This window comes from Rhizobium sp. SVR5-2C, from assembly GCF_056755115.1.
This window is the reverse complement of the sequence record NZ_JBNDHT010000055.1, coordinates 12,861-39,344: the sequence shown is the minus strand read 5'-3', so window position 1 is coordinate 39,344 and position 26,484 is coordinate 12,861. Positions and strand designations below refer to the sequence as shown.

Below are 26,484 nucleotides of genomic sequence, written 5' to 3'. Positions count from 1 at the left end.
AGGTGTCTGTCGTCGCGGCTCTGCCGTGCGCAGTGGATGGGGTGCCTGTCAACGGTCGGGATAGTATGTACGGGGACCCGAGCGGATAATACATGGCAACATTAATTCAGGACGTAAGGGCAGAGCAGAACATCTTTTCGGCATGGCGACACGTAAAACGGAGCGCATTGTCGTCTCAGAACGATGAAATCCGTGGGGCCGCATCAGAATTCGAGCACGCTCACCAACGACATCTGCGCCGTATCATTTCTCAGCTTCGCGAGAGCCGCTTTACATTTGATCCGGTAAAAGGCGTTCTGAAAGACGCACGGAAGCGAATTGCTGCGGGAAAAGACCCGCGTCCAATCGCAATTGCTACGCTTAAGAACCGAGTGGTCCAACGGGCAATCTTACAGGTTCTACAACCTCGTGTGGCCATGGACCTTACACAAGCAAGACACCCGATATGAAATACAACGTGACGAGCGTCTCGGGAGGATAAATGACGTCAATCGATCGCGGTTTGGCGTAGGAGGACTGATCTACCCATATGGAGGAGTGTCACCAGCGATCAAGCTTGTCCGTGAAGCAATTGATTCAGGTGCGAAGTACTACTATCAGTCTGATATCAAAGCTTTCTTCACGAAAATACCTACCGCGAAGGTTGTGGACTTCGTGCGCGCAGAAACCAAGGATGACGCGCTAGCTGATCTCTTCGAGAAGGGACTGGCGGTTCATTTGGCAAACGAGGACGAGCTACAGGGATATGCGAATCTCTTCCCTCAAGGCGGAATCGGGGTTGCACAGGGATCTTCTCTCTCCGCGTTTGCTGGAAACGTATTACTGTACGAGATGGACCATGAACTGAATAAGATGGGAGTCACAGCAGTACGCTATATTGACGACATTCTCATGGTTGCGAGCGATAAAGAGATCTTAGATGCGGCAATCCATCATGCGGAAGCAAAGTTAACGTCTTTTGGATTCGGGCTCTACACCCCGAGCAAAGGCAGCGACAAGGCAGCTCGAGGTGAGTGCAGCAAAGCCATCAATTTTCTTGGGTGCACCATCCAGCCTAAACGTTGTGTTCCTAGTACGGCATCAATCACACGCCTCAAAGAGGCCGTCACGAATTCACTCTCAGATTCGAAGTCAGCAATCAAAGGAACGCTTCGAACCGGCAAACTGCTCCATGCAAAGCTCTCTCGAACTGCTACATTGGATTCAATAGGGAAGAAAATCTACGGCTGGCAAAAAGCATTTGCCTTCTGCACAGACGATCAGCCGTTCAAACAACTTGATGATTTCATTAGTAAACAAATCTCAGATTATGAGGCAGCTGTAACCCGCATGCTTGCCGCAAGCGATCAAAGCACTCGAACGATGGTGTTTGGGATTCCGTCCACACAGGCGATGTTTCTTGCCGGAAAAAAGGTACGGACCCTATAGACGGTAGCGTTGCCTACTCCGCAGCCTCCCCCCGCTGCTCCACCATCACCAGCGCCTCCAGCTCGTAGCTGTACCCCTCCAGCATCTCATACGCATGCTCGATCGCCTCGATCTGGCCTTCCGCCTTGCGGATTGCATCCGTGATCGACTGGCTCCGCGCCCGCAGCATGGAGCCGAGCACGTCGGTTTCCGGACGACGGCCGAGGCGGTCGATGTGCTGGCGCACGCGGTTGCGGTGGCGCTCCAGTTCGAGGATGTGGAAGCGGTTCTTGACGATGTCGTCGGAAAGCTTGCGGCGCATGGCGGCGACCGGATCGAAGCTGCCGGGCTCGCGCTCGTCGAGGATGACGTCGTTGACGAGCCTTTCCAGCATCAGCACGCCTTCGAGGTCCTTCGGGTCGGCGAGCTCCGGGTCGTAGCCGGTATCGTCGTAGACGCGGCGGCGCACCGGGTCCTTCAAGAGTTCGTAGGCGGTCTGCAGCTTGCCGAAATGCTCCACGTCGCCGCCGGAATCCGGATGCGCCCCCTTGGCGGCCTTGCGATAGGCGCTCTTGATCGCCTGCTCGCCTGCGTCGCGGTCAATTCCGAGCATCACATAGGGATCGATCAACCCGCTCACCTGTCCTTCTGCTTTCACCTGCCCGCCCTCGCGTGACCTACCGCCTCGCGCCGGGCGCATCAAGCCCGAAGCACCCGGCCGCGCCATATTCGGCTCCGGTCGGGACAAAATTGTGGAGGGCCTGTGGATTGGCGAAGCGGATGCCCCACCGCTTTCACCCCGCCATCGACTCTCCCGTCACCCCGGACTTGATCCGGGGTCCAGTGCGCCCAAGTCCTTGGGCGCCGAAGAACCTCTTCACAAGAGACAAATGAGTCATTCACGGCGCCGACGCGCCATGGCTGGATGCCTGTGACGAGCACAGGGATGAGGTGGAGAAGGCACCCTCGCCGCCCCCTCCTCTCCCCTCGGGGAGAGGATACAAAATCTTGCCCTTGGCCATCGGCCAAGGCTTAGATTTTGTTGGTGAGGGGGAGCAACCCCGTGCACGACAAACGCCGAAAACCGAGCAAAATCAATCGGCGCCCTCCCATTTCATCGGCGCCTACCGAACCTGTGCCATCATCGCCCCGTTCCGTCACGGATACACCGCGAGGCGTCGCGGCGAGACGGGACCGGCGCCGGCTGCAGGAGAACGACGTAAGCTCCTACAGCCGGGGTCCGCAGAAAATGGTCTCCCTCCGAAACGGCGGCCAGGCGCAAATGCTAGGTCGGGTGATTTCGGGCGTGCCTGTGGGGCACACAGACGGACCGGCGGTGCCGGGATCCGAGCAGAGAGGCCGGAGTTGCGGATAAAAACCGCCGAACGGGGCGCTCGATGGTGCCACGAACAACATACACAGATGAGGCTCTTTCGAGCGCCCCGTCCGATGCTTGTGGCCCGCGCGCCATGAGCGAAATTCCAGGTCACACCACGGGCGAGAACGAGCCGCGTGAAGGAGAAGCCATGCCCAGGACCCGGCCCAGGACAAGCCGCCTGCCCCTCCCAGAGATCACCGCCGACATGCGACTGGCGCTGACGCTGTTTGCCGCGCAGGCGATGCGGCATCCGCAAACCGTCTGCCGGGTGAGCGCCTGCCGCCGCTATCGCTGCTGCACCATCGACGATCCCCGCACCGAAGAATTCCTCTGCGTCCTCCTGCTCGACGAGGACGAGCGCCGCGCCTTCGATGCCGCGCTGGCGCTTGCCGAGCATCTCTGCCTGCACGTCGTCCCCGGCGGTCTCGGCGACTGGTTCGAGCAGCGGCTGGCGGTTGGCGCGGACCCGCAGAACGTCCGGGCGGCGGTGGCGATCGTCGCAAGGATGCTGCCGAAAAGCGATGCGGCCGTGCCGGAGTTCCGTGCCTTCCTCCGGGACCGGGTGGTTCGAAAGCAGGCCGGCGCGCGGGCGGCGCAGGCCGCGCAGTGCCATTCCGGCACGGAATCCGGAAATGGGGCAGCCTCGGCCGGCACCAGTAACCACTCGTCAAGTGACTGAATCTTTGGCGTTTCCTGGCTCGAATGCGGGCGTGCCACAATATTGCCGCTTGCTTTTTGACCGAAATGCTGTCACCAACTACGGCACTCGGGCATTAGCATGCCGGTGACTGGACAGATGTGGTAAAGCCTTCCATGACGGAAGGCGGCGCGGGATCAACCCCGCCTGCGTAGACGTTCTTTCCCCGTACGTGACTTCTCCGACTGACCCTTCGTTCCGGTCTGACGGGACGAAAGCGAAAGCCGTCCGCTTCCTCTCGGGGGGGTGGATAATAAAACAGACTAAGGGAAAAGGACTATCCCACATGGCCACCAAAGGCGTCGTAAAATTCTTCAACCAGGACAAGGGTTTTGGTTTCATCACTCCGGACGGCGGCGCCAAGGACGTATTCGTCCACATCTCCGCTCTCCAGGCTTCCGGCATCCAGTCGCTGCGCGAAGGCCAGCAGGTCACGTTCGACACCGAGCCGGACCGCATGGGCAAGGGCCCGAAGGCCGTAAACATCCAGGCCAACTGATCGGCTTGACGAACGGCGCCTCTCGGGGCGCCGTTTTTGCTTGGGAGCTGCTCGCAAAGCCGCACCCGAGACGGAATGCTAGGCGCTCAGGGCTTCTGCTCGCCTCGCGCCGGCAAGATCCACCGCCGCGAAGGCCGCGGCAATCACCTCCGGCCCAGCGCCTGCCTTCGCCGCATCGGTCGACAGGATCTGCCGGTAGCGCCGCGAGCCCGGCAATCCGGTAAATAGCCCCACCATATGCCGCGCCACGTGCTGCAGCCGCCCGCCGCTTGCGATATGCCGCGCGGCATAGGCCATCATGCGGTCGCGCAGCCCCTCCCAGTCCGGCTCCGCCGCCGGTGCGCCGAAGAAGCGGTGATCGGCATCCGCAAGGATACCGGCGTTCTGATAGGCCGCCCGCCCCAGCATCACCCCGTCGACATGCTCGAGATGGGCGGCAGCTTCGTCGAGGGTCTGGATGCCGCCGTTGATGCCGATGAAGACCTCCGGCCAGCGCGCCTTCATGCGGTAGACGATATCGTAGTCGAGCGGCGGGATCTCGCGGTTCTCCTTCGGGCTCAGGCCCTTCAGCCAGGCCTTGCGGGCATGGATCCAGATCGCATCGGCTCCGGCGTCGAGCACCCGCGTCAAGAGTTCCGGCAGCGCCTCCTCCGGCTCCTGCTCGTCCACCCCGATCCGGCACTTCACCGTCACCGGCACGGTGGCGACGGCCTTCATCGCCGCAACGCACTCCGCCACCACTTCCGGCGTCAGCATCAGGCAGGCGCCAAAGGTCCCGGATTGCACCCGGTCGGACGGGCAACCGACATTGAGATTGATTTCGTCGTAGCCGTAGGGCGCGGCGATCCGCACCGCTTCGGCAAGCTTCGCCGGATCCGATCCGCCAAGCTGCAAGGCCACCGGATGCTCCTCGGCATCAAACGACAGCAGCCGCTCCCGCGGCCCGTGAATGATCGCATCCGCCACCACCATTTCGGTATAGAGCAGCGCGTTCCGGCTGATCTGCCGGTGGAAATACCGGCAGTGGCGGTCGGTCCAGTCGATCATCGGTGCCACGGCAAAAACAGGGCGCTTGTAAATCATCGATTTCTATCTTCCCTGCTTCCAAAGCCTTCGCCACTTGGCGTGAGTACCAATAACTCAACCGCCTATATGGCGAAGATCTTCTGGATCACAAGCTGTAAAATGCTGGACCCCAAGCGCTTGGACGATCCCAAGCGAATTGCCCATTCCCTAGAAAGCCAGCTGAACCTTCATGTTGCGGCTTCGATCGCCAGCCGCTTCGAAAGCCGCGACCGCGTCGTCCAAGGGAAACAAGCCCGTCAACAGAGGCTTCAGATCAACCCGTCGCGCATTGATGAGATCGACAGACAAGGCGAATTCCTCATGGAAGCGGAAGGTGCCTTTCATTTCGATCTCCTTCGCCACCACTATATTCTGCGGTATCGCGATATCCCCTCCCAGGCCGAGCTGGACGAGGGTCGAACGCGGCTTCAGGACTTCCAGTCCCGACCGGACAGCCCTTTCGTTGCCGGATGCCTCGAACTGCACGTCGAAATAGCCCTTGTTTGTCGAATAGGCGTCGAGCGTCTGCGGATCATCGGCGACATTGATCGCGCGGTCGGCGCCGATCGACAATGCCTTCTTGAGCACGGCGTCCATCACGTCGGTGGCAATGATTTCGCGGGCGCCGTGGGCCCTTGCCGCTATGATCGCAAGCGCGCCGATCGGTCCGCAGCCGCTGACCAGAACACGCTTGCCAAGAAGCGACCCGGCACGGGCGACGGCGTGGAGCGTCACGGCGAAGGGTTCGGCCAACGCGGCCTCGTTTATGGATATGCCCTCGGCAACCTTATGGCATTGCCATTCCTCGGCAACGAGGCGCTGACGGAAGGCCCCCTGAATGTGCGGCATCGGCATGGCGCTGCCGTAGAAACGCATGTTCAGGCAGTGATTCTGGTGTCCCTTGAGGCAGTATTCGCAGCTGCCGCACGGCCTGCTCGGCGAGATGGCGACCCGGTCACCGGCTGCGAGGCGGGATACACCTTCGCCGACCGCTTTGATCGTACCGGCGACCTCATGGCCGAGGATCATCGGTTCGCGGATACGGATAGCGCCAAACCCGCCATGATTATAGTAGTGCAGGTCGGAGCCGCAGATCCCGCCAGCTTCGATGGCGATCGCAACCTGACCAGACGCAAGCGCTTCTTCTTCTCGCTCTTCGAGCCTGAGATCCTTGGCTGCGTGAATGACAACGGCTTTCATGACTTCACCTCGGCAACCTGAAGAAGCGGCTGGCAGCTACCGTCCTTAGACTGCCAGAAGCAGCAGCACGTAGGCAATGACCGTCACCATCAAACCGCGGAAGGCGAGTGTCACGCAACGGTATTTACTGCGCGCAATCGCGGAGAGGATGTCGGCGTTGTTCAGATATTCGTCGAAGAGGTAAAGCTCGTCCCGGCGCAGAGCCGCGTCCCACAACCGGGGCCGGTGTTTGCTCCACGCGCCCCAGAAAAGCGAGGTCGACGTGTTCACGTGGCGCGGCAGGACCACCAGGATGGCAGATATGATCGAAAACACCGAGGCACCGGCAAGCAATCCGGAGAAAAGCATGCTTTGTGGCGTGCCATGCAGATACCTGTCCCATGCAAAAACGCCCCGCACCTCGCTGGAGCTCACGAGAAAGGCGAGCATGAATGTAAAGATATAGGCCGCTTTCTGGTCGGATATCTTCACCTGGTCGTAAAAGATATCGTTGATCTTCTTGATGTGATCGAAATACTCGGCGCTGATGTCCTCCGTCGAGGCATGACTCTTCATCAGCTCGCTCGCACTTTCAAAATCCGTCACGTTCTTTCCCCCACAAAGTGTTTCCCTGATATTACACTTCACAAGCAAAGCAATAGCACGCGTGCAACGCTCCTTGACTTTTCAACTTCAGAGAGACAAACGCTTTATACATGAGGGGAAAATCTATCAATTCGGCGGTCGCCGCTACGGCGTTGTGTCTGGCGGCATTTTTTGTTGCGTCTCCGGCGGTGCCGGAGCCCATGCGGCGCCCGGCGCCTGCAGCTGGCTCTGTCATCGACCGCAAGATCGGCGAGGAAGTTCGATTCGTCGACCTGTCGAACTGGCAAAACGTCGATCTGCACCAGGATCTCCTGGGCGGCGACGTGCTGCGCACCAATGCCACCGGCCAGCTTGCAATCCTTTTCGCCGATCGCACGCAAGTCCGCCTCGGCCGGAACTCCTCGCTGCAGGTCAAGAGGATGGCGCCGACTGGCGAAACGATCCTCAATCTCCAATCCGGCACCATGTGGGCCCGCGCCCAGCGCGGCGGGCAGGGCCTCACGGTCGAGACTCCCGCAGCCGCCGCCGCTATCCGCGGCACCGACTGGACCTTGACGGTGAAGGGCGACCAGACGTCGCTCATCGTGCTGGAAGGCCGCGTCGAGCTGAAAAACGAGCACGGCAGCGTCGAAGTCGGGCAAGGCGAAGGGGCTGTCGCCACCATCGGACAGGCGCCGCGCAAGCTCGTCATCGTCACCCCCGACGATCGCGAACAAATGCTGTTTTACCTGACGCTGCGCAGCGGCTTCACCTTTATGCCCGCCTCGCCTTTTCCCGTGCAGAAAATGCGCAGTGAGCGCAGCCGCATCGAAGCGAAGGCTCCGGCGGCAAGAAGCGCCGAGGAATGGCTGACGCTTGCCGAAGTGCAGCTTTCCCTCGATGGCCGGCAGAAGGCGCTCGAATCGCTGGCGAAAGCCCGCGCCGAGAAGCTTTCTGCCGCCCAGCGCGCCCGCGCCGACCTGATCGAAGCGCTGATCGCCGGCGCCGAAAAACGTTACGACGAGGCCGCCAGATTGTTCTCGCGAGCCCAACCGGCACTCGACCCGGAACGCCGCAGCATCGCGGCCTATGGCGGTTATTATTCGCGTTCGCTACGCGATCCGAATCATGCCGAAAAGCCGCCGGCGAACGTCACCGGCCCCTACGCCGCGGTGATGAAGGCCTATACCGCCGGTTTCCTGGAGGACATCCCTGCCGCGATCGAGACGATGAAGCAGGCGGAAGCGCGGTATCCGAACGATTCGACCTTACCCGCCTTGCGGGCGCAGCTGGCGATGCTGATCAACGACCGCATTCAGATGAAGGAGGCGATCGATCGATCGCTGTCGATTGATCCCACCGATCCCACTGCGCTCCAGGCCCGCGCCCGCATGCGCGCCGATTTTGAAGGCAATCTCGATGACGCGCTCGAGGACCTGAACGCTGCGATCAAGGTGGCGCCAGGCTCATCCATGGCCTGGAACGACCTTGGCTTGCTGCAGGATGTGCGCGGCGCGCCGCGCGAAGCTGAAGCCGCACTCAAGAAGTCCATCGAACTCGATCCCGACGACCCGATCGGCCACGCAAACCTCGCGATCCTCTATCTCGACCAGTCTCGCATGAAGGAGGCAAAGCGCGAAATCGACCTTGCTCTTGCCGCCGACCCGGCCTTCGATATCGCGCTTCTGGCGCGCGGACGCTACTACCTGCAGACGGGCGAGATGGACAAGGCGATCGACGACCTGCTGGCCGCCTCGACCGCAAATCCCGCCTATTCGCAAGCCCAGCTGATGCTCGCTGCCGGTCATTACGAAAATGGCGATCGCGACCCGTCGAACCAGGCGCTCGACAACGCCGATCGGCTCGACAAGAACGATCCGGTGATTTCGAACTTTCGCACCGCCGTCGCCATCGACGATTACGACGCGGACGGCGCCATCCGATATGCTCAGGAGTTCCTGCGCCGGTCCAAGGCTCGCGGAGGCCATTACGGCTCGCTGGGCGCCAACCAGGACGCCGGATCGACGCTGAACAACGCCTTCCGTCTGCAGGGGCTGAACGCGTGGGGCCGCTACTATGGCGATGCGGTGTTCGATCCCTTCGCCGGCAGCGGATATGTCGACCAATCGATCCGCGGCAATATCAGGCCGTTCGCCAATACCGAGATCTTCGACGACGAGATTGATCTCTACAAGCTCACGTCGAACAGCTTCTCCTCGCTGCTGCAAGGGCTGCTGCTGGATCCGCATATGCTGTCGGGACGATCCCGTTCGGCCAATCTTCTGAGACGGCCATTCCTGGAAGGCTCGCTCGGCGCGGGCGTCATCAATTCCGCCGGGGAAACCAAGCCGATCGGAGAGGCTGAAATTCAAGGCTTTGCCAATGAGCCCTTCCCAGTCAGCGGCTTTGCGAATGTTACGTGGGATGAGATTCCGACGGAAGGCCAAGACCGCTCCTTTGCCGGCGGCGGCCTCGGGCCGGTCAACTCCAGTGGTGACATTCGCACCCTGTCGGGCAACGCCTATCTGACCGCCACGCCAAATCCCGATGATCGTTTCGTGCTCTATGCAAACCACGCCGATGGCAAAATAGATCAAGACCTGGCGATCCCATTGGCACCCTTTGAGCAGAACGGCGACAGCGATACGAAGGCGACGGCGGCTGGCCTTGGCTGGAGCCATACCTTTGGCTACCGCAATGTCTTGAATGCTGCCGCCTTCTATACAGACGCAGACCAAGATCTTAGGCAGGTGGTTACTTTTCCACTGGTAGCAGAGAGAATCGCTAGCGCTTCGCAAAAAAGCTACATCGCTGCCATCAATCACCTATACGGCGATGACGAACTCACCTGGCGATATGGCATTGAAGGCGGTTTTGTCGATGTGAAGGCAACAGACGAGTTCGCTGGCATTCCGCTCACAAACGCCGTCGATGAAAAAATCGGCATCGGAAGGGCTTACGTCGACCTACTTCACGAGATAACACCCGATCTTAAGGCGGAATATGCCCTTTTTGGCACTCTCATGGATGGAGAGACGGTTGACTCCAGCCGGCTAGAGCCGCGCATCGGCGTGGCCTGGGCGCCCGCCGATGGCCAATGGTTGCGCGCCGCATTCATGCGCCAGAGCTTCGACTTCGGCTCGCCCACGCTTTCGCCTATCGGAGTCCTCGGCCTGCAATCCAACGTGCCGTTTATCGGTATCGACGGCTACACGGACACGATCGCCCTGCAATGGGATGCGCAATGGACAGACTACCTGTTTACGACCGTCGACTACCAGCATCAGGAAATTCGCGACCTCAACCTGGCCTATCCGACAGGCGCGCCCTTCATTTTTCTACCTCCGCTCGTCTTCACTACCGGCACCGCGATTGATGATGGCCGCATCGATCGCGTGAGTGCCACCACCAACATTGCCTTAGGGTATGGATTCGGAGTGTCGGCAACCGTCGCCTATGCGGATTCGAAGGACAACGATCCCACGAGCCCGACATTCGGAGGATCACTCCCTTACGTGCCGGAGAAATCCGGGCAGTTGGCTCTCACCTGGGTCAACGAAGTCAATGTCAAGGCCACCGTGGCGGCAAACTATGTCGGCGAGCGTGAGGGCATTGACGCGTTTTTGGGCGAAGTCCATCTCGACGACTACTGGACGCTCGACGCCAATCTCATCTGGGAACCGCTCGACAAGCGCTTTGCCCTGGAGGCCGCCGCTTTCAACCTTCTCGACGACGATTTCGAGGTGGCGCCGGGTGTCCCAGGCTGGGGCCGCGCGGTCAAAGCCAGCCTCAAAGTCCGCTTCTGATGATTGCGCCGGCGGAACCCGGGCGTCGGTTACGCCAACCCGGCTGGCCGTTCAGCAGCCGGCCGGTGCGGCTGGCGGTGCTGGTGCTTGTAACGCTCATCACGATCTCGCTGCTTTCGCGTTTGCCAGCCTGGACGCTGCTGGAACTGCGAACGTTCGACTATCTTTCGACGGCCGATGATCCGTTGCCGCCTGCGGACGCACCGGTGATCGTGGCGATCGACGAGCCGTCGCTTGCGGAGATCAATGCGCAGTGGCCCTGGCCGCGCAGCCTGCATGCCCGGTTGGTCAAGCAGTTGCGCGCCGCCGGCGCCAAGGCGATCGGGCTCGACATCATCATGGCCGAGCCGTCTTCGCCGGAAAACGATGCGGCGATTACCGCGGCCGTCGGGCCGGATGTCGTGCTTGCCGGCGACGAGACGCTGATCCAGACACCGCAGGCCGACCAGCTGGTTCGCGCCACGCCATTGCCGCAACTGACCGAAGCGGGGGCGAGAACAGGCATCGCCTCGATCACCCTCGGCGGCGACGGAGTATTCCGCAATATCCCGCCTTATCCCGATGGCTTTGCCATTACCCTGGCGCAGGCAGCCGGCAAAGCCACCGGCGACCTGCCTGCCGATGCTCTCATACAGTCCTTCGGACCGGCGCGGAGCTACCCGACGGTGTCCTATTATCAGGCGCTCGATCCTGAGAATTTCCTGCCGGAGAATTACTTCAGGGACCGTGTCGTGCTGGTGGGGCTAAGCCTTCAGAACGCGCCGGAAATCGACAAGGGCGGCGCCGATGCCTTTGCGACGCCCTATACGGTGCATACCGGCAAGCTGGTCGCCGGCGTCGAGATCCAGGCGACGATCTACGACAACATCGTACAAGGCCTTTCAATCGACGAGGCTGGGCTGCCTCTCGTCGCGTCTGCTATCCTCGTTGCCGCCGTGCTTGCGGCATTGACGGTCTGGCGCTCGACAGGATGGCGGACCCTGGCCGCGGCAGCGGTCGCCATCGGCGTCTTTGCGGCGCTGAGCTATGTCGGTATCCGCTTCGGTCACATCTTCGTATCGCCGCTCGGACCGAGCGTTGCCTATCTCTCCGTCGCGTTCGGGCAGGCCGCTTTCGACTTTGCCGAAGAGCGTCGCACCAAAAGGCAGATCACCCGCGCCTTCTCGCAGTATATCTCCCCTGATCTCGTCAAGCGGCTTTCCGAGGATCCGTCACAACTGAAGCTCGGCGGCGAGCGGCGCACGCTTTCGGTCCTGTTTTCCGACGTCCGCGGCTTCACGACCATCGCCGAGACGCTGAAGGACGATCCGGAGCAATTGACCGGCCTGATCAACCGCCTGCTGACGCCGCTCTCCGACGTCGTGATGGACCACGGCGGGACGATCGACAAATATATGGGCGACTGCATCATGGCCTTCTGGAATGCGCCGCTCGACGACCCGGACCATGCGCTGCATGCCGTGGCGGCCGCGCTTGCGATGCAGGAGGCGATCGCGGCCCTCAACAGGCAGCTCGAGGCGGAGGCGGCGGCAAGCGGCGGGACGGCGCATATGCTGAAGATGGGCGTCGGCATCAACACCGGCGAATGCGTCGTCGGCAACATGGGCTCGAACAGGCGGTTCGACTATTCCTGCCTCGGGGATTCGGTCAATCTGGCCTCGCGGCTGGAAGGTGCCTCGAAGAACTACGGGGTTGCCTTGCTTCTCGGCGAGCAGACCGCAAAAGACGTGGCCGACAGATACATGATCGCCGAGCTTGACCGCGTGGTCGTCAAGGGCAAGACCGTGCCCGCGCCGATCTTCACGGTCTTGCACCATGCCGATGCTGCCGCCCTTGCCGCGCATCAGGCTTTCGTCGAGGCGAAATATGCCGGGAAACTTGCTCCGGACGATCCCGCCTTCGACGCACTGCCGAAGATGATCCCCGAACTTGCGGCCTATTACATGATCGTTCAGGCAGAGATTTCGGGTTATGAGGGATAATCGCCGGGAGCGCTTCCCCCGCTTGCGATTTTCCGTTTAAGATCGCGGGACTCAAATAACAGCAAGAGCCGTCCGATGTCTGTAAGCCCCGCCACCGTCATCCCTCTTCCTCAGCCCGTCCTGCTTCCGATCGAAGGCAGCAGCGACCTCTTCCCGGTGCGCAGGGTCTATTGCGTCGGACGCAATTATGCCGATCACGCCATCGAGATGGGCCATGATCCGAGCCGCGAGCCGCCTTTCTTCTTCCAGAAGAACGCCGACAACCTTCTCCCGCCCGGCAAGCCCTTTCCTTATCCGCCGCTTTCGAACGACGTGCATTACGAGGCTGAATGCGTGCTGGCACTGAAGTCCGGCGGCCAGGACATTCCTGTCGATAAGGCGCGCGACTGCATCTATGGCTATGCCGTCGGCATCGATTTTACCCGCCGCGACCTGCAGGCAGAGGCAAAGAAGCTCGGCCGCCCGTGGGAAGTCGGCAAGGCCTTCGAATTTTCGGCGCCAGTTTCGGCCATCGTGCCCGCAAGCGGCCTCGGCCATCCGGATGCAGGCCGCATCTGGCTCGACCACAACGGCCAACGCGTCCAGGACGGCAATCTCAATCAGATGATCTGGAAGGTGCCGGAAATCATAGCCGAGCTTTCCAAGCTCTTCATCCTGGCGCCGGGCGATGTCATCATGACCGGTACGCCGGCAGGTGTGGGCGCCGTCAAGAAGGGCGATCGCGTCGAATGCGGCATCGACGGAATCGCGACGCTGTCCGTGTCGGTCGCCTGAGGAGGTTGCCATGCCCCTCTACGCGCTTGGAGGATGGTCGCCGAAACTGCCAGCGCGCGGGCTCTACTGGATCGCGCCGGATGCGCATGTGATCGGCAAAACGGAGCTTGGCGAGGGCGTCGGCATCTGGTTCGGCGCCGTACTTCGCGGCGATAACGAACCGGTGAGCGTCGGCAGGAATACGAATATTCAGGAAGGCGCCATGCTGCACACCGATCCGGGCTTTCCGGTGACGATCGGCGAAGGCTGCACCATCGGCCATCACGCGATCATCCACGGCTGCACCATCGGCGACAACTCGCTGATCGGCATGGGGGCGACGATTTTGAACGGTGCCAAGATCGGCAATAATTGCCTTGTGGGCGCCAACGCCCTGGTGACGGAAGGCAAGGAGTTTCCGGATGGCTCGCTAATCGTCGGCTCGCCCGCCCGCGTGCTGCGGACGCTCGACGAAAAGGCGATCGAGGGGTTGCGGCGCTCGGCGGAGAAATATGTCGCCAACTGGCAACGCTTCGCCCGCGACCTCAAGCGGATCGACTAGCCTCGCGTTTCCGGACGGCAACCGCCTTCTCAAGAATTGCGCTAGGCGGCGCAGGTCTCGCAGAGACCCCGGATCTCGATCGTGGTCTTCTCAGCCTTGAATTTCTTGCCGCGCGTCCAGTTCATCAGCCGGTGATCGACCTCGTGGTCGTGGAACTCGATGACATGCCCGCAGCTTTCGCAGATCGCGAAGGCAACGGTGCCGTGGCTGTGGCAGTTCTCGTCGGGATGAGCGCAGGCGACGAAGGAATTGATGCTCTCAAGCCGGTGCACGACGCCGTATTCGAGCAGCTTGTCGAGCGCGCGATAGACCTGCAACGGCGCGCGAAAGCCGTAGTCGCGCAATTTGTCGAGGATCGTATAGGCGCTGAGCGGCCCGTCGGCCTTTGCAAGCACGTCGAAGACCAGCGCCTGGTTCTTGGTCAGTTGCGGTGCGTTCATGAGCCCTGTCCTTGCGCTTCCTTGCGCCCCAGCCGCGGCAGCAGGGTGAGGATGAACAATATGAGTGCCGCGACCACGATCGACGGACCGGACGGCGTGTCATAGGTGAGCGAGCCGAACAGGCCGCCGACGACCGCGACCGCGCCGATCAGCGACGCGAGAACCGCCATGACCTCCGGCGTCGGAGAGAACCGGCGAGCCGCAGCAGCCGGAATGATCAGCAGCGACGTGATCAGCATGATGCCGACGATCTTCATGGCGATGGCGATGACAACGGCCATCAGCAGCATGAAGAAGAGCCGCGCCCGCTCCGGCTGCAGCCCTTCCGCCTCCGCGAGTTCGGGATTGACGGTCGAGGCAAGCAGCGGCCGCCAAAGCCATGCGATGGCGGCGACAACGACGAGCCCGCCGCCCCAGATCAGCGCGATATCGGTCTTCGAGACGGCAAGGATGTCGCCGAACAGGAAGGCGATGAGGTCGATCCGCACCCAGGTCATGAAGGCGACCATGACGAGGCCGATCGCGAGCGTCGCGTGAGACAGGATGCCGAGAAGCGCGTCCGCGGACAGTGCCTGGCGCTTCTGCAGGAAGAGCAGCAGGATCGAGACCGTCGCCGCGACACTGAAGACCGCGAGCGTGAGGTTGAACTCAAAGAGCAGAGACAGCGCGACGCCGAGTAGCGCCGAATGGGCGATCGTATCGCCGAAATAGGCCATGCGCCGCCAGATGATGAAGCAGCCCAGCGGCCCGGTGGTGAGCGCCAGCCCGACGCCGGCGAGGATGGCGCGGACGAAGAAATCGTCAAACATGGCGCTCTCCCGCATGGTCATCGTGATCGTGACCGGAATGATCGTGATCGTGATGATGGCCGTCACCCGGATGGCAGTGTTCGGTCACCGAACCATCCGAATGCAAGACGCGGCCACCCGGCAGGTGTGTGTGGTCGTGATGGTGACTGTAGACGGCAAGCGTTTTTGCCGCGCGGCTGCCAAAGAGCCGGACATATTCCGGGCTCTGGCTCACCGCCTCGGGCGTACCGCGGCAGCAGACATGGCCGTTTAGGCAGATGACAGTGTCCGTCTCGGCCATGACGACGTGAAGGTCATGAGAGATCAACAGGATGCCGCAGCCGGAGGAGTTGCGGATCTGCTTGATGAGGTCGTAGAGCGCAATCTCGCCGGAGAAATCGACGCCCTGAACAGGCTCATCGAGCACAAGCAGATCGGGCTTGCGGGCAATGGCGCGGGCCATCAGCGCCCGCTGGAACTCACCGCCGGAAAGGTGCTGCACCTCGGCATTCAGCATATGGGCGATGCCCGCCGCTTCGAGCGCGGCAATCATATCACCCTCCGGCAGCGGACCGGTGAGCGTCATGAGACGGCGGACGGTGAGCGGCATCGTCCAGTCGATGGCGAGCTTCTGCGGCACGTAGCCGACCCTCAGACCGCTTGCCCGTTCCACCGTGCCCTCGTCGGGCTTCAACACGCCGATTGCGGCCTTGGCGCTGGTCGACTTTCCGGATCCGTTCGGACCGATCAGGGTGACGATCTCTCCGCGCGCGACGGAGAAATCCACGCCGCGAACGAGCCAGCGACCGCCGCGCCGGACGCCGACATTGCTGAGGGAAACCAGCGGCTTCGAGGCAGAGGTTGCGCGAAATAACATCATATTTTCCGAGACTGTGGTTGCTTCCTGCTATCGCACACGTTATAGCATTACGCAATTGATGTAATAACATTACAGCAGTAATTCAACCGGAGCATGAACATGAAATTGGCCAGGAGCCTTTTCCTCGCGATCCCCGCGTTGCTGATCGCGCGGGCATCCCAGGCAGCCGATGCGCCGGTTGTCGTGACGTCGGTCAAACCCATCCATTCGCTGGTTTCAGCGATCATGGAGGGCGTCGGCACGCCGGAACTGATCGTCGACGGCGCGGCCTCCCCGCACACCTACAATCTAAAGCCCTCAAACGCCCGCATTCTGCAGGATGCCAAGGTGATCTTCTGGGTGGGGCCGGGCCTCGAGGCATTTCTCGAAAAACCGCTGGAATCGCTGGGTGCCAATGCAAGCATTGCCGAACTGGAGAATGCGCCGGGCCTCGTGAAGCTGAAGTTCCGCGAAGGCGGCGCCTTCGAACCGCACGATGACGGCGACGAAGCGGACGCTGGCGATGATCATGACGAGCAGGCGGATGGCGATCACGATCACGGTCATGGCGAATTCGACACGCATCTGTGGCTCGACCCGATGAATGCCAAGGCGATGGCTGAAGAGATCACCACCACACTGGTTGCCGCCGATCCCGCCAACGCGCTCACCTACCAGGCCAACGCTAAGGCACTCGACGACAAGCTCGACGCACTGGACGCGGAAATCAGCGGCATCGTCGCGCCGGTGAAGGACAAGCCTTTCATCGTCTTCCATGATGCCTACCAGTATTTCGAGCACCGCTATGCGGTCCGCGTTGCCGGCTCCATCACGGTAAGCCCGGAGACCATCCCCGGCGCCGAGCGCGTGTCGGAAATTCACAAGAAGGTTGCCGACCTCGGCGCCACCTGCGTCTTCGCCGAACCGCAATTCGAGCCGCGCCTCGTCGATGTCGTCATCGAAGGCACGAAAGCGAAGCCCGGCGTTCTCGATCCGGAAGCAGCAACACTAAAGGCCGGTCCCGATCTTTACTTCACGCTGATGCGCGGCATTGCCAACAGCATGAAGGATTGCCTCTCGCGCGCGAGCTGAGCGGCGTTACATCGCGGGCGAACGGAACTGCGAAAGCGAGCCTGAGCAGAGAGAAGCATCATAAGGTGGCAATGCCCACCTCGCGCAGCTTGCGGCCCGAAGGAGCCGTGGCAAAAGCCTCTGACCGGCAAGGAACGCGTGCTCTTCGCGCGCTTCGATTGACAGGATCAATTATCTGACCTAAGTCAGATAATATGGCTTATGATCCTGTCTCTCGTGTTCGTCGCTTTAACCGTGCCGTCACCTCCGAAGTCGGCGCTCTCGATACGTCCTTCCTCGGACGCGGCCGTCCGCTGGGCGCAGCTCGCGTCCTCAATTCGATCGGCCAGGGGCAATCGGATGTTGCGGTGATCCGCGACTATCTCGGTCTCGACTCGGGCTTGATGAGTCGTCTGCTGCGCAGTCTGGAAGAGGAGGGTCTCATCGAGACGGTACCGAATCCTCAGGATGCCCGCCGCCGCGTTGCCAGATTGACCGAAGCCGGCCGTTCCGAGTTTCAGGCTTATGAAGCGCTTTCCAATGCGCAGGCGAAGGCGCTTCTGGCGCGCCATTGCCGCCCTGAAGAGCTGCTGCGCGCCATGGATATTGTCGCTTCCTCGCTTAGACGTGACCAAATCACACTTGAGGTGAAGGACCCTCGGCACGAGGACGCCAGGTATTGCCTGAACGAATACTACGCCGAACTTGCACGCCGCTTCGAGAAGGGGTTCGATGTATCGCTTTCTCGCGATCCCGACGCCGACGATATGATAAGTCCGCGCGGTGCGTTCCTGGTGGCAATGTCAGATGGCCTGCCGATCGGCTGTCTTGGGTTGAAAGGCAGTGGCGGCGAGGTCGCGGAGATCAAAAGACTCTGGGTCGCTCCATCTGCGCGTGGGCTTGGGCTCGCAAAACGTCTTATGACGGCCGCCGAGAGCATCGCCCGTGAGCTGTCCGTTAAGGTTCTCCGGCTGGATACGAATAGTGCGCTGCCCGAGGCAACGCAGCTTTATCGAGGAACCGGCTGGAATGAAATCGACCGCTTCAATGATGACCCATACCCGGACACGTTCTTTGAAAAGCGCCTTTAAACGAGAGCGGCGCTAGCGAGGCATTGTCGGTGCCGCTCGACCCGCGACAGAGGCGAGAGGGCGGCTCATCGCGCAATCCTCACCTCTGTCGGTAAGTGGCACTCACGACTTTAGTTCGGAAATAAAAAGGGGCGGCAATCATGCCGCCCCTTATCTGATCAGCCGGTATTGGCACCCTTACTGGGCGGCGATGATGCTCGTGATGATGCCGGTGGCGACGCCAACGAGCAGGAAGTCGTTGTCGGCCTTCACCCAGTGATAGCCGCGCGGCGGAGCCGACAGGCGATAGCGGCGATAATCGCGGACCTCGGCCATATGACGGCGTTCGGCGGCAGTCATGCGGTGCCCCTTCGTCCAGCGGTACTTCTTGACCACGACCGTCTTGTGGACGTCCTTATGAACGTCCTTATGGACGATCACAGGGCGGCGATTGTCGTTGGCGCTGGCTTCCGAAGCAACGATCGGCGACAGCAGGAAGGAGGCGGAGAGAAGAGCGGCGAAGAACTTTTTCACTGGGGTTTCCTCGTGTTGAACACGCCCCGAAATTACCTCCAGAAAGATGAACCGAATCTGAAATTTAAATTAAACTTCTGTAATCCAAATAAAGATTTATCAAAACTTACTAATGTTGAATATAGGAATTACCTAACGGAAGAGCAGAGCCATGTTGACGAGGTCAGGATGGCGCCGGCCGGCGCAGGCGACGTCCCGGCGCCCGCCCCACCCTCAGGAAGCCTACCCGTCATAGAGCGGGGTTGAACGCTCGTCGTCCGCGCGAACGCTGAGATCGACGCGGACCAAATTCTTGGCCCACGCATCGGCGATCGTCCTGATGATCGAGTTATGGCCCAGACACTTTTATCGCGAGAGACAGGCAGAATGCCCATCCCGAGCGAGCCGCCACAAATCCTCCCGCCTCAAAGCTCGTCGTAATTGAACCAATCAAAATCGGCGGTCTTTGCCCTGCCCGACGTATCGAAGGCGAAGACGCCGGCAAAGGCACCGGTGAAGGAGCCGTGTTCGCCGCGCCCGCCTTCATCGGAAACGACACCCGCGTCGAGCACAGGGCCGATCGGGTGCCAGGCCCCCTTGCCTTCCGTCTGCCAGAAGAACTGCAGGTCGTTGTCGCGGATTTCCATCGAAAGCTGGACGCGACCTTCGGCCGGAAGGGCAACGCCGCTTTCGGCCGGGAAGGTCAGGCGGCCATCAGGATAATCTCCATTGCAGGACAGGATCGTGACGCAGCCGCCGAGCTTCTCGTGCAGCGTCACGGCAATGGCGTGGAACTTGTGCCTGTTGTAGTAATGCGTCAGGCCGGCGACCTGCTGATAGGTATCCGGATCGAATTCCACGACGGTCTCCGCCCTGAAGCGGTGGTGCTCCTGTCGACGGGCGACGAGAGATTGTTCGAACCACGAGCCGATGCTTTCGCGGGCGATCAAGCGCAAATGGCCCGGCCTCTCGGTCAGGTTGAAGATGCGCTCCGGCTGCGGCGTGCGCAGCCACTGGAAATCGATCGGCAATTGAGGACTGTCGAAATTGTATTCCCGCCGCCGCGGCTTTTCGATCGGCTCGGCGCCGCCCAGTCCCGGGACGGTGACATCAGGAACCGTCGTGCCGTTTTCGAGATAGAGCCAACCATCGTCCTTCCAGACGCATTTCTGCAGGCTGGTTTCACGACCGAGCGTGCAGCGGCGCTTCGGCGGCAGCGGCCGGCCGCAGAGATGGGTGTGATAGACCTGGCCATCGGGCGTCTCGACATACTGCCCGTGCCCTGCCCTTTGCAGCACGGCCTCCGGATTATCCTTGGATGTGATGAGATACATGTTCGGATGCATCTCGTAGGGACCGTCGATGTTGCGCGAACGCGCCATCGTCACTGCATGGTCATAGCCGGTGCCCCCTTCGGCGGTCGTCAGATAGTAATAACCATCGCGCTTGAAGAGATGCGGCCCTTCGACAAGTCCAAGCGGGCTGCCGGCGAAGATGTTCTTGATCGGGCCTTTCAGCGCCCGCGTCTCGGAATTCCATTCCTGCAGCAGGATGCCGTCGAAGGCAGGGTGCTTCGGCGCGCCGCCATAGCTTTCGGTGCGATGGTTCCACTGCATATTGACGAACCACTTGCGGCCGTCGTCATCATGGAAGAGCGACGGGTCGAAGCCCGAGGAATTGACGTAGACCGGTTCGGACCACTCGCCCTCGATCGTCGGCGACGTCACGATGTAATTATGCGCGTCCTTGAAGTTGCCGTCGAAGCGCTTGACGTCGGTATAGACCAGCCAGAACAACCCATCGGCATAAGACAGGCATGGCGCCCAGATGCCGCAGCTGTCCGGGTTGCCGCGCATGTCGAGCTGCGACCTGCGCTCCAGCGGCCGCCGCACCAGCGTCCAGTTCACCAGGTCGCGCGAGTGATGGATCTGCACACCGGGATACCATTCGAAGGTCGAGGTGGCGATGTAGTAGTCCTCGCCGACGCGGCAGATGGATGGATCGGGATTGAAACCCGGCAGAATAGGGTTGCGGATCATTGACGGCTCCTCCTCCGGCAAGTTTGCTATACGTACATCAACAGCGACAGGTCGCGGCCTCCAATCTAGCCGCCCTCATCTCTGTGCTCGTCACAGAGATCCAGCCAGCCCAAGTCTTTGGGGTGAAAGGACCTTTCTCGCCGCGCAGACGCGCGGCGGCTGGATTCCTGTGACAAGCACAGGAATGAGGGAGCTTGTTGCAACCCGTTGCATCAAGCTCCCCCGCCTCTTGCTTATTCGCGCTCTGCGGACTTGGCCCAGAGGTTGATGTCGGCCTCCTTGGCGTAGACATCGATCTGCTTCAGTTCTTCCGCGGTAAACTCGAGATTATCGAGCGCCTTGACGCAATCGACGATCTGCGACGAGCGGCTGGCGCCGATCAGCGCCGAGGTGACCCGGCCGCCGCGCAGCACCCAGGCGATCGCCATCTGCGCCAGCGTCTGGCCGCGCTTCTCGGCGATCTCGTTGAGCTTGCGGATGTTGTCGATGATCGACGGACGGATGAAATCGCGCTTCAGGAAGTGGTTCTGCGCCGCGCGGCTGTCTTCCGGAATGCCGCCCAGATACTTGGCCGTCAGCATGCCTTGCGCCAGCGGCGAAAAGACGATCGAGCCCATGCCGACCTCGTCCAGCGCATCGAGAAGCTTGTCGTCCTCGACCCAACGGTTGAGCATGGAATAGCTCGGCTGGTGAATGAGACACGGCGTTCCGAGATCCTTGAGGATCTGAGCCGCTTCACGGGTGCGCTGGGAGTTGTAGGAGGAAATGCCGACATAGAGCGCGCGGCCGGAGCGAACGATGTGATCCAGTGCGCCACAGGTTTCTTCCAGGGGGGTGTCCGGATCGAAGCGGTGCGAATAGAAGATGTCGACATAGTCGAGGCCCATGCGCTTCAGGCTCTGATCGCAGGAGGCGATCAGATACTTGCGGCTGCCCCACTCGCCGTAAGGGCCCGGCCACATGTCGTAACCGGCCTTGGACGAGATGATCAGCTCGTCGCGCAGGCCCGCGAAATCCGTGCGCATGATTTCGCCGAAGGCGGTCTCAGCGGAGCCGGGAGGCGGGCCGTAATTGTTGGCAAGGTCGAAATGGGTGATGCCGAGATCGAAGGCCGTGCGGCACATGTCGACCTTGCGGTCATGCGGCGTGTCGCCGCCGAAATTGTGCCAGAGGCCGAGGGAGACGGCAGGCAGCTTCAGGCCGGAACGGCCCGTGCGGTTATATTTCATGTTCGAATAGCGGTCGGAAGCCGGTTGCCAGCTCATGGTCCTAGTCCTTTAAGAAAATCGCGCGGGCAGATCTGCCCGCGCGGGACAATAGTGGTTTGAAGCCTTACTTCAAGAGCGCCCCTACTTCAGAAGTGCCTGGGCCTCTTCGATGCCGAGTGCCGCGGGCTGCGTGCACGTCGTGGTGAGTTCCACGAACCTGCCTTCCTCGCCCGACTTCAGGATCGAGGTCATGACATCGACGCCATGCAGCGTGCGGTCGAGCGAGCAGCGCGCATCGCGGCCGTCGATCAGGGCCATCGCCATGTCGGCGAGACCTGCGGTGCGGTAGTTGGCGCGCGGGCCGCTCGGGCTTTCCTGGTTGAAGATGCCGAAGGGATGTTCCCAGGCTTCCAGCGGCTTGATCTCCTTGTCGCGGCCGCTTGCCTCGACAACGCCGCCGAAGAAATTCGGGTCCGGCACATAGAGCGAACCTTCGGTGCCGTAGAGCTCCATGTTGGCGTGACGATGCGACCAGACATCCCAGCTCGCCGTCAGGGTGATCGTCGCGCCGCTGACGAACTCGAGCAGCGCCTGGATCGTCGTCGGCGTCTTGACCGGAATGATCTCGCCGTTGCGCGGCTGGCTGGTAATCGTCCGGGTCTCGGAAGCCATCGAGGTCATGGCACCGACGCGCCTCACCGGGCCGATCAGGTTGATCAGGTTGGCGATGTAATAGGGGCCGAGGTCGAGGATCGGACCTCCTCCGGGTAGGAAGAAGAAGTCCGGATTAGGATGCCACATCTCCATGCCCGGGCTCATCACGTTGCACGTGCCCGAGGTGATGCGGCCGATGCCGCCCTCGTCGATATATTTGCGGGCGAGCTGATGTGCGCCGCCGAGGAAAGTGTCCGGAGCGCAGCCGACGGAGAGCTTCTTCTCCTTGGCAATGCGGCGCAGGTCCTCGCCCTGCTCCAGCGTCAGCACAAGCGGCTTTTCGGAATAGACATGCTTGCCGGCTTCAAGAGCGGCCTTCGAGACCGGATAGTGCGCATCCGGGATCGTCAGGTTGACGACGACCTCGATCTCGTCATTGGCGAGAAGTCCCTCAATCGTCTGCGCCTTGACGCCGTATTCCTCGGCGCGCAATTCCGCTGCCTGCACATTGATATCCGCGCAGGCGAGAATTTTCAGGCCCTTGAACAGCGGGGCAAGCGAAAAGTACGTAGTGGAGATGTTGCCGCATCCGATGATGCCGACGCCAAGTTCCTTGGTCATGTTGTCCTCAATAGGTTTTGAAGGATGCGATCGAGCGGGCGATCAGGCGATCGACGTCGCTCGGATTGTCGTGCTCGACCACGTAGTGCTTCGCCTTGGTGCCTTTGAGCGCCGTAATCAGCTTCGCCCAGGCAAGCGTACCGTGACCGACGTCGGCCCAGCCGTCTTCGTTCGTGTTCTCGCCTGATGGAGCGATGTCCTTGACGTGAACGGCGGTGATGCGGGACCCGAGCTTCTCGATCCAGGCGTAGGGATCGGCGCCGCCGCGAACCACCCAGGCAATATCCGCCTCCCACGAAATGTCAGGCGCGCCTTCGAAAATGCGCTCGATCGGCAGCGAGCCGTCGGCGAGCTTCACGAGTTCGAAGTCGTGATTGTGCCAGCCGAATTCATAACCGGCATCCTTGTAGGGCTTCGACATCTCGTGCAGGCGCTTGCCGAAGGCGAGCCAGCCGGCGCTGTCCGCCGGGCGCTTATCGGCGGCCAAATGCGGCGCATAGATCGAATCCATGCCGAGTGTCTTGGCAATGTTCAGCGACTTCTTGACGTCGCCGTCGAGGAGATCCGGGCTGAAATGGCCGGTGGCCATCACAAGGCCGTTCTTGTCGAGATCGGCACGCAGGCTCTTGAGACCGGCGTCATCGAGATCAGCATACATGCCGCCGAAACCTTCGACTTCCGAATAGCCGGCTTTGCCGAGCTTTTCGAGGATCGCCGAATAGGGCTGAAAATTGCGGGCGCTGTAAAGCTGAAAACTTAGTTTGGTCATGTTATCCTCCTCGGGCCTCGTGCCCATTCATTTGAATCAGGATCAATCCACGGACTGGCAAGAATGCAGGTCGTAGAAACGGAATTCCGGCAACTCGTCGCCTTCGAGCGGCTGCGCCGGTGTGAAGGTGATGCGGCGGGTCTCGCCGGCCGCCAGATCGAAGGCATTGTCAGAATACTTGCCGTCGGAATCGGTCTCGATCATCACGAAGAGCGCCAGTCCCTTGGCGGTGACGTTGAGGCAAACCGAGCCGTCCTCCTCGACATATTCGCGAGTCACCTGCAGTCCGGCAGGTTCGAGCTCCAGCGCCTTGTAGGTGCCGTGAACGTAATGCCCCTCGCCGCCCATGCCGTTCGAGGCGCTAAAGTGCCAGGCGAGCAGCGTGCCGGCAGGGATATCCGCCATCTCGACCGTTGTTGCCGTCACGGCAGCATCGGTCGTGCAGACAGCCTGAACATCCTTCAGGTGCCGGCGCTCGCCCTTCATCGTCAGGATCGAGATCGAAAGATCGACGCTGATATCGGAAAGCGTGTCATTGACCAGTGACAACAGGATCGTCTTGCCGTCCTCGCTCGGAATGGCGGCGACTGCGACCGGCTGGAAGAAGCGCCTGACGAGATAGTGCATCGCCTTCCAGCGGCCGCCATAATCGAGGCTGGACCAGGACGCGACCGGCCAGGTGTCGTTGAGCTGCCAGTAAATCGTGCCCATACAATGCGGCTTGAGCGAGCGCCAGTATTCCACCGCCGTCTTTATCGCGAGGCCCTGCTGGATCTGGCTCAGATAGACGAAATTCGGAAAGTCCTTCGGGAAGCGGAAGTAACGGAACATGGTGCTGGCGATGCGCTCATTGCCGCCGGCATTTTTCTGGTGCAGCTCCATGACCGGCGAGGCGACGTTCATGTCTTTCGCGTCTGCATAGGTCTTGATGACCGGCAGCGATGTGTAGGATTGGAAGCCGAATTCGGAGCAGAAGCGCGGCCTGACCGTCCGGTAATTGTCGAACGACTTATTCTCGTGCCAGACCGACCAGTAATGCATGTCGCCGGAGCCGTCGGCATGCCAGGCATCGCCGAAATCGAGATAGCCGGAGGCAGGACTCGACGGCCACCACAGCGCGCCGGGAAGCGCCTTCTTCAACGATTGCTCGATGGTGCGGTTCAGACGATCGTAGGAAACGAGGTAACGGTCCCGATCCTTCTTCGGCTCGTCGAACCATGTGAGCGCGCCAACTAGCTCGTTGTCGCCGCACCAGAGCGCGATCGACGGATGCGAGGACAGCCGCTTGACCTGATACTCGACCTCATGCGCGACGTTCTCGAGGAAATCCTCCGTCGAAGGATAGAGATTGCAGGCGAACATGAAGTCCTGCCAGACCATGAGGCCGAGGCGGTCGCACAGATCGTAGAAATAATCCTGCTCGTAGAAGCCGCCGCCCCAGACGCGAATCATGTTCATGTTGGCGGCTTTCGCCGACCGCAGCAGGTCCTCCGTCTTTCCGGGAGACGAGCGCGAAAACAGCGCATCCGCTGGAATCCAGTTCGCACCGCGGCAGAAGATTTCGCGGCCATTGACCTTGAAAGCGAAACGGCTTCCGGCAGCATCCGGCGTGGTGACGAGCTCGATGGTGCGAAGGCCGACCTGCTTCGTTACCGTATCGCCCGGAACCTCGACGGAAAGCGTATAAAGCGCCTGTTCGCCGCTGCCGGAAGGCCACCAGAGACGGGGCTTCTCGATATCGAAGACATGGTTGATCGTCGTCTCACCGCTGTTGACGCCGACATCGAGACGGACGCGCTCGCCGTCGAGCAAGAAATGCACCGGCACAATGCCCGGGTTCTTCGCGAAGAGCGTGGCCGTGACTTGCAGTTGAACGCTGCCGTCGAGACTATGGATCTGGCGGGTCGTGACGTGCTCTATGCGAGCGGTTTCGAGCTTCCGAAGCGCGACCGTTCCGTAAAGGCCGAGCGGCGCAATGGCGATGTTCCAGTCCCAGCCGAAATGGCATTGCGCCTTGCGCAGCATATTGCCATTGGCGATCGGTGAATTGCCCGGATGATAGGGAACGTAGAAAGGCTGCTTGCTCTGGCGTTCAGCACCGGCGGTGATGCTCGAATGCAGGATGATGCGGATCGTGTTGTCGCCCGCTTTCAGCATGCTTGAAACATCCGGCCGGTAGCGGCGGAAGCAGTTGTCAGCCGAGAGTGCCAGCAAGCCGTTGACGAAGACCGATGCGACGGTGTCGAGGTAATCGATATCGAGATACCAGTCGCCCTCGGTGTCCGGTAGCGAAAAGCTCCGCTCGATCACCCAGTCCTTGTGCGCAACCCACTGCACCTGCTCTTCGTTGCGGCCGAAATACGGGTCGGGAATGAGTTCTGCGGAGTGAAGCGCGGTATGGACGTCGCCGGGTAGCGTCATCACGCTCCTGATCTCGCCATCGGCGGAAGCGAGGTGCCAGGCACCGGACAGATCGATACTGGAGGCGTTCTTCGGCAAGGAAGTCATGACATTACCCTGGTAGGCCGCCTGGGAGGAT

The 26,484-nt window shown here is 61.0% G+C and carries 22 protein-coding genes; 9 read left to right on the top strand and 13 right to left on the bottom strand.

What is annotated here, in order from left to right; genetic code table 11:
* The first annotated feature begins 537 nt into the window (after positions 1 to 537).
* Positions 538 to 1,428, top strand: a complete 891-nt coding sequence (locus ACPYOI_RS17330) for a reverse transcriptase domain-containing protein (RefSeq protein ID WP_481423119.1) — start codon at positions 538 to 540, stop codon at positions 1,426 to 1,428.
* Between the two features lie 13 nt (positions 1,429 to 1,441).
* Here the strand turns inward: ACPYOI_RS17330 and ACPYOI_RS17325 are convergent, their stop codons facing one another.
* Entirely contained in the window at positions 1,442 to 2,020 is a 579-nt protein-coding gene (locus ACPYOI_RS17325) for a J domain-containing protein (RefSeq protein ID WP_481419364.1), read from the bottom strand.
* 856 nt (positions 2,021 to 2,876) lie between these two features.
* Here ACPYOI_RS17325 and ACPYOI_RS17320 point away from each other — a divergent pair.
* Together ACPYOI_RS17320 and ACPYOI_RS17315 are read left to right on the top strand one after the other, a co-directional pair.
* Entirely contained in the window at positions 2,877 to 3,464 is a 588-nt protein-coding gene (locus ACPYOI_RS17320; RefSeq protein ID WP_481419362.1) for a hypothetical protein, read from the top strand.
* A gap of 304 nt (positions 3,465 to 3,768) precedes the next feature.
* Positions 3,769 to 3,981, top strand: coding sequence for a cold-shock protein (locus ACPYOI_RS17315; RefSeq protein ID WP_168830985.1), 213 nt, complete (start codon positions 3,769 to 3,771; stop codon positions 3,979 to 3,981).
* A 78-nt stretch (positions 3,982 to 4,059) separates the two neighbouring features.
* Here the strand turns inward: ACPYOI_RS17315 and dusA are convergent, their stop codons facing one another.
* The 3 genes from dusA to ACPYOI_RS17300 form a co-directional block, all read right to left on the bottom strand.
* Positions 4,060 to 5,064: a tRNA dihydrouridine(20/20a) synthase DusA gene (dusA, locus tag ACPYOI_RS17310; RefSeq protein ID WP_481419361.1), complete on the bottom strand. Its 1,005-nt coding sequence runs from the start codon at positions 5,062 to 5,064 to the stop codon at positions 4,060 to 4,062.
* A 150-nt stretch (positions 5,065 to 5,214) separates the two neighbouring features.
* Positions 5,215 to 6,246 (bottom strand): L-idonate 5-dehydrogenase, encoded by a 1,032-nt coding sequence (locus tag ACPYOI_RS17305; RefSeq protein WP_481419360.1) that lies wholly within the window; start codon positions 6,244 to 6,246, stop codon positions 5,215 to 5,217.
* Between the two features lie 45 nt (positions 6,247 to 6,291).
* Positions 6,292 to 6,831 carry a Pycsar system effector family protein gene (locus ACPYOI_RS17300; protein WP_481419359.1) on the bottom strand — a complete coding sequence of 180 codons (540 nt, stop codon included), beginning with the start codon at positions 6,829 to 6,831 and terminating at the stop codon, positions 6,292 to 6,294.
* A gap of 110 nt (positions 6,832 to 6,941) precedes the next feature.
* Between ACPYOI_RS17300 and ACPYOI_RS17295 the strand changes: the two genes are divergently transcribed.
* The 4 genes from ACPYOI_RS17295 (at position 6,942) to ACPYOI_RS17280 (ending at position 13,913) form a co-directional block, all read left to right on the top strand.
* Positions 6,942 to 10,616 (top strand): FecR domain-containing protein, encoded by a 3,675-nt coding sequence (locus ACPYOI_RS17295; RefSeq protein WP_481423118.1) that lies wholly within the window; start codon positions 6,942 to 6,944, stop codon positions 10,614 to 10,616.
* Positions 10,616 to 12,598: a CHASE2 domain-containing protein gene (locus ACPYOI_RS17290; RefSeq protein WP_481419357.1), complete on the top strand. Its 1,983-nt coding sequence runs from the start codon at positions 10,616 to 10,618 to the stop codon at positions 12,596 to 12,598. The genes ACPYOI_RS17295 and ACPYOI_RS17290 overlap by 1 nt, the downstream gene beginning before the upstream one ends.
* A gap of 75 nt (positions 12,599 to 12,673) precedes the next feature.
* On the top strand, positions 12,674 to 13,372 hold the full coding sequence (locus tag ACPYOI_RS17285) for a fumarylacetoacetate hydrolase family protein (protein WP_481419356.1): 699 nt from the start codon (positions 12,674 to 12,676) through the stop codon (positions 13,370 to 13,372).
* 10 nt (positions 13,373 to 13,382) lie between these two features.
* Complete coding sequence (locus ACPYOI_RS17280; RefSeq protein ID WP_481419355.1) at positions 13,383 to 13,913, top strand: gamma carbonic anhydrase family protein; 531 nt, start codon at positions 13,383 to 13,385, stop codon at positions 13,911 to 13,913.
* A 41-nt stretch (positions 13,914 to 13,954) separates the two neighbouring features.
* On the opposite strand, the gene ACPYOI_RS17275 is transcribed toward ACPYOI_RS17280, so the two are convergent.
* Genes ACPYOI_RS17275 through znuC form a run of 3 tightly spaced genes read right to left on the bottom strand, consistent with a single transcriptional unit; the run spans position 13,955 to position 16,018 of the window.
* A complete protein-coding gene (locus ACPYOI_RS17275; protein ID WP_481419354.1) occupies positions 13,955 to 14,353 on the bottom strand; it encodes a Fur family transcriptional regulator in 399 nt (132 codons plus the stop codon).
* Positions 14,350 to 15,162 (bottom strand): zinc ABC transporter permease subunit ZnuB, encoded by an 813-nt coding sequence (gene znuB, locus ACPYOI_RS17270; RefSeq protein WP_481419353.1) that lies wholly within the window; start codon positions 15,160 to 15,162, stop codon positions 14,350 to 14,352. Before znuB ends, ACPYOI_RS17275 begins: the two co-directional genes overlap by 4 nt.
* Complete coding sequence (gene znuC / locus ACPYOI_RS17265; protein ID WP_481419352.1) at positions 15,155 to 16,018, bottom strand: zinc ABC transporter ATP-binding protein ZnuC; 864 nt, start codon at positions 16,016 to 16,018, stop codon at positions 15,155 to 15,157. Before znuC ends, znuB begins: the two co-directional genes overlap by 8 nt.
* Positions 16,019 to 16,120: 102 nt before the next feature.
* Between znuC and ACPYOI_RS17260 the strand changes: the two genes are divergently transcribed.
* Entirely contained in the window at positions 16,121 to 17,092 is a 972-nt protein-coding gene (locus tag ACPYOI_RS17260) for a zinc ABC transporter substrate-binding protein (protein ID WP_481419351.1), read from the top strand.
* Positions 17,093 to 17,286: 194 nt separating this feature from the next.
* Positions 17,287 to 18,162, top strand: a complete 876-nt coding sequence (locus ACPYOI_RS17255; protein WP_481419350.1) for a GNAT family N-acetyltransferase — start codon at positions 17,287 to 17,289, stop codon at positions 18,160 to 18,162.
* 177 nt (positions 18,163 to 18,339) lie between these two features.
* On the opposite strand, the gene ACPYOI_RS17250 is transcribed toward ACPYOI_RS17255, so the two are convergent.
* From ACPYOI_RS17250 to ACPYOI_RS17225, 6 genes are all read right to left on the bottom strand, one after another.
* Complete coding sequence (locus ACPYOI_RS17250) at positions 18,340 to 18,675, bottom strand: RcnB family protein (protein ID WP_481419349.1); 336 nt, start codon at positions 18,673 to 18,675, stop codon at positions 18,340 to 18,342.
* Positions 18,676 to 19,079: 404 nt separating this feature from the next.
* Positions 19,080 to 20,693: a glycoside hydrolase family 43 protein gene (locus tag ACPYOI_RS17245; protein ID WP_481418670.1), complete on the bottom strand. Its 1,614-nt coding sequence runs from the start codon at positions 20,691 to 20,693 to the stop codon at positions 19,080 to 19,082.
* A gap of 233 nt (positions 20,694 to 20,926) precedes the next feature.
* Complete coding sequence (gene mgrA / locus ACPYOI_RS17240; protein ID WP_481418669.1) at positions 20,927 to 21,958, bottom strand: L-glyceraldehyde 3-phosphate reductase; 1,032 nt, start codon at positions 21,956 to 21,958, stop codon at positions 20,927 to 20,929.
* 84 nt (positions 21,959 to 22,042) lie between these two features.
* On the bottom strand, positions 22,043 to 23,176 hold the full coding sequence (locus ACPYOI_RS17235; protein WP_481418668.1) for a Gfo/Idh/MocA family protein: 1,134 nt from the start codon (positions 23,174 to 23,176) through the stop codon (positions 22,043 to 22,045).
* 7 nt (positions 23,177 to 23,183) lie between these two features.
* Positions 23,184 to 23,945, bottom strand: a complete 762-nt coding sequence (locus ACPYOI_RS17230) for a sugar phosphate isomerase/epimerase family protein (RefSeq protein ID WP_481418667.1) — start codon at positions 23,943 to 23,945, stop codon at positions 23,184 to 23,186.
* A gap of 42 nt (positions 23,946 to 23,987) precedes the next feature.
* Positions 23,988 to 26,453 carry a beta-mannosidase gene (locus ACPYOI_RS17225; RefSeq protein ID WP_481418666.1) on the bottom strand — a complete coding sequence of 822 codons (2,466 nt, stop codon included), beginning with the start codon at positions 26,451 to 26,453 and terminating at the stop codon, positions 23,988 to 23,990.
* Positions 26,454 to 26,484 lie beyond the last annotated feature (31 nt).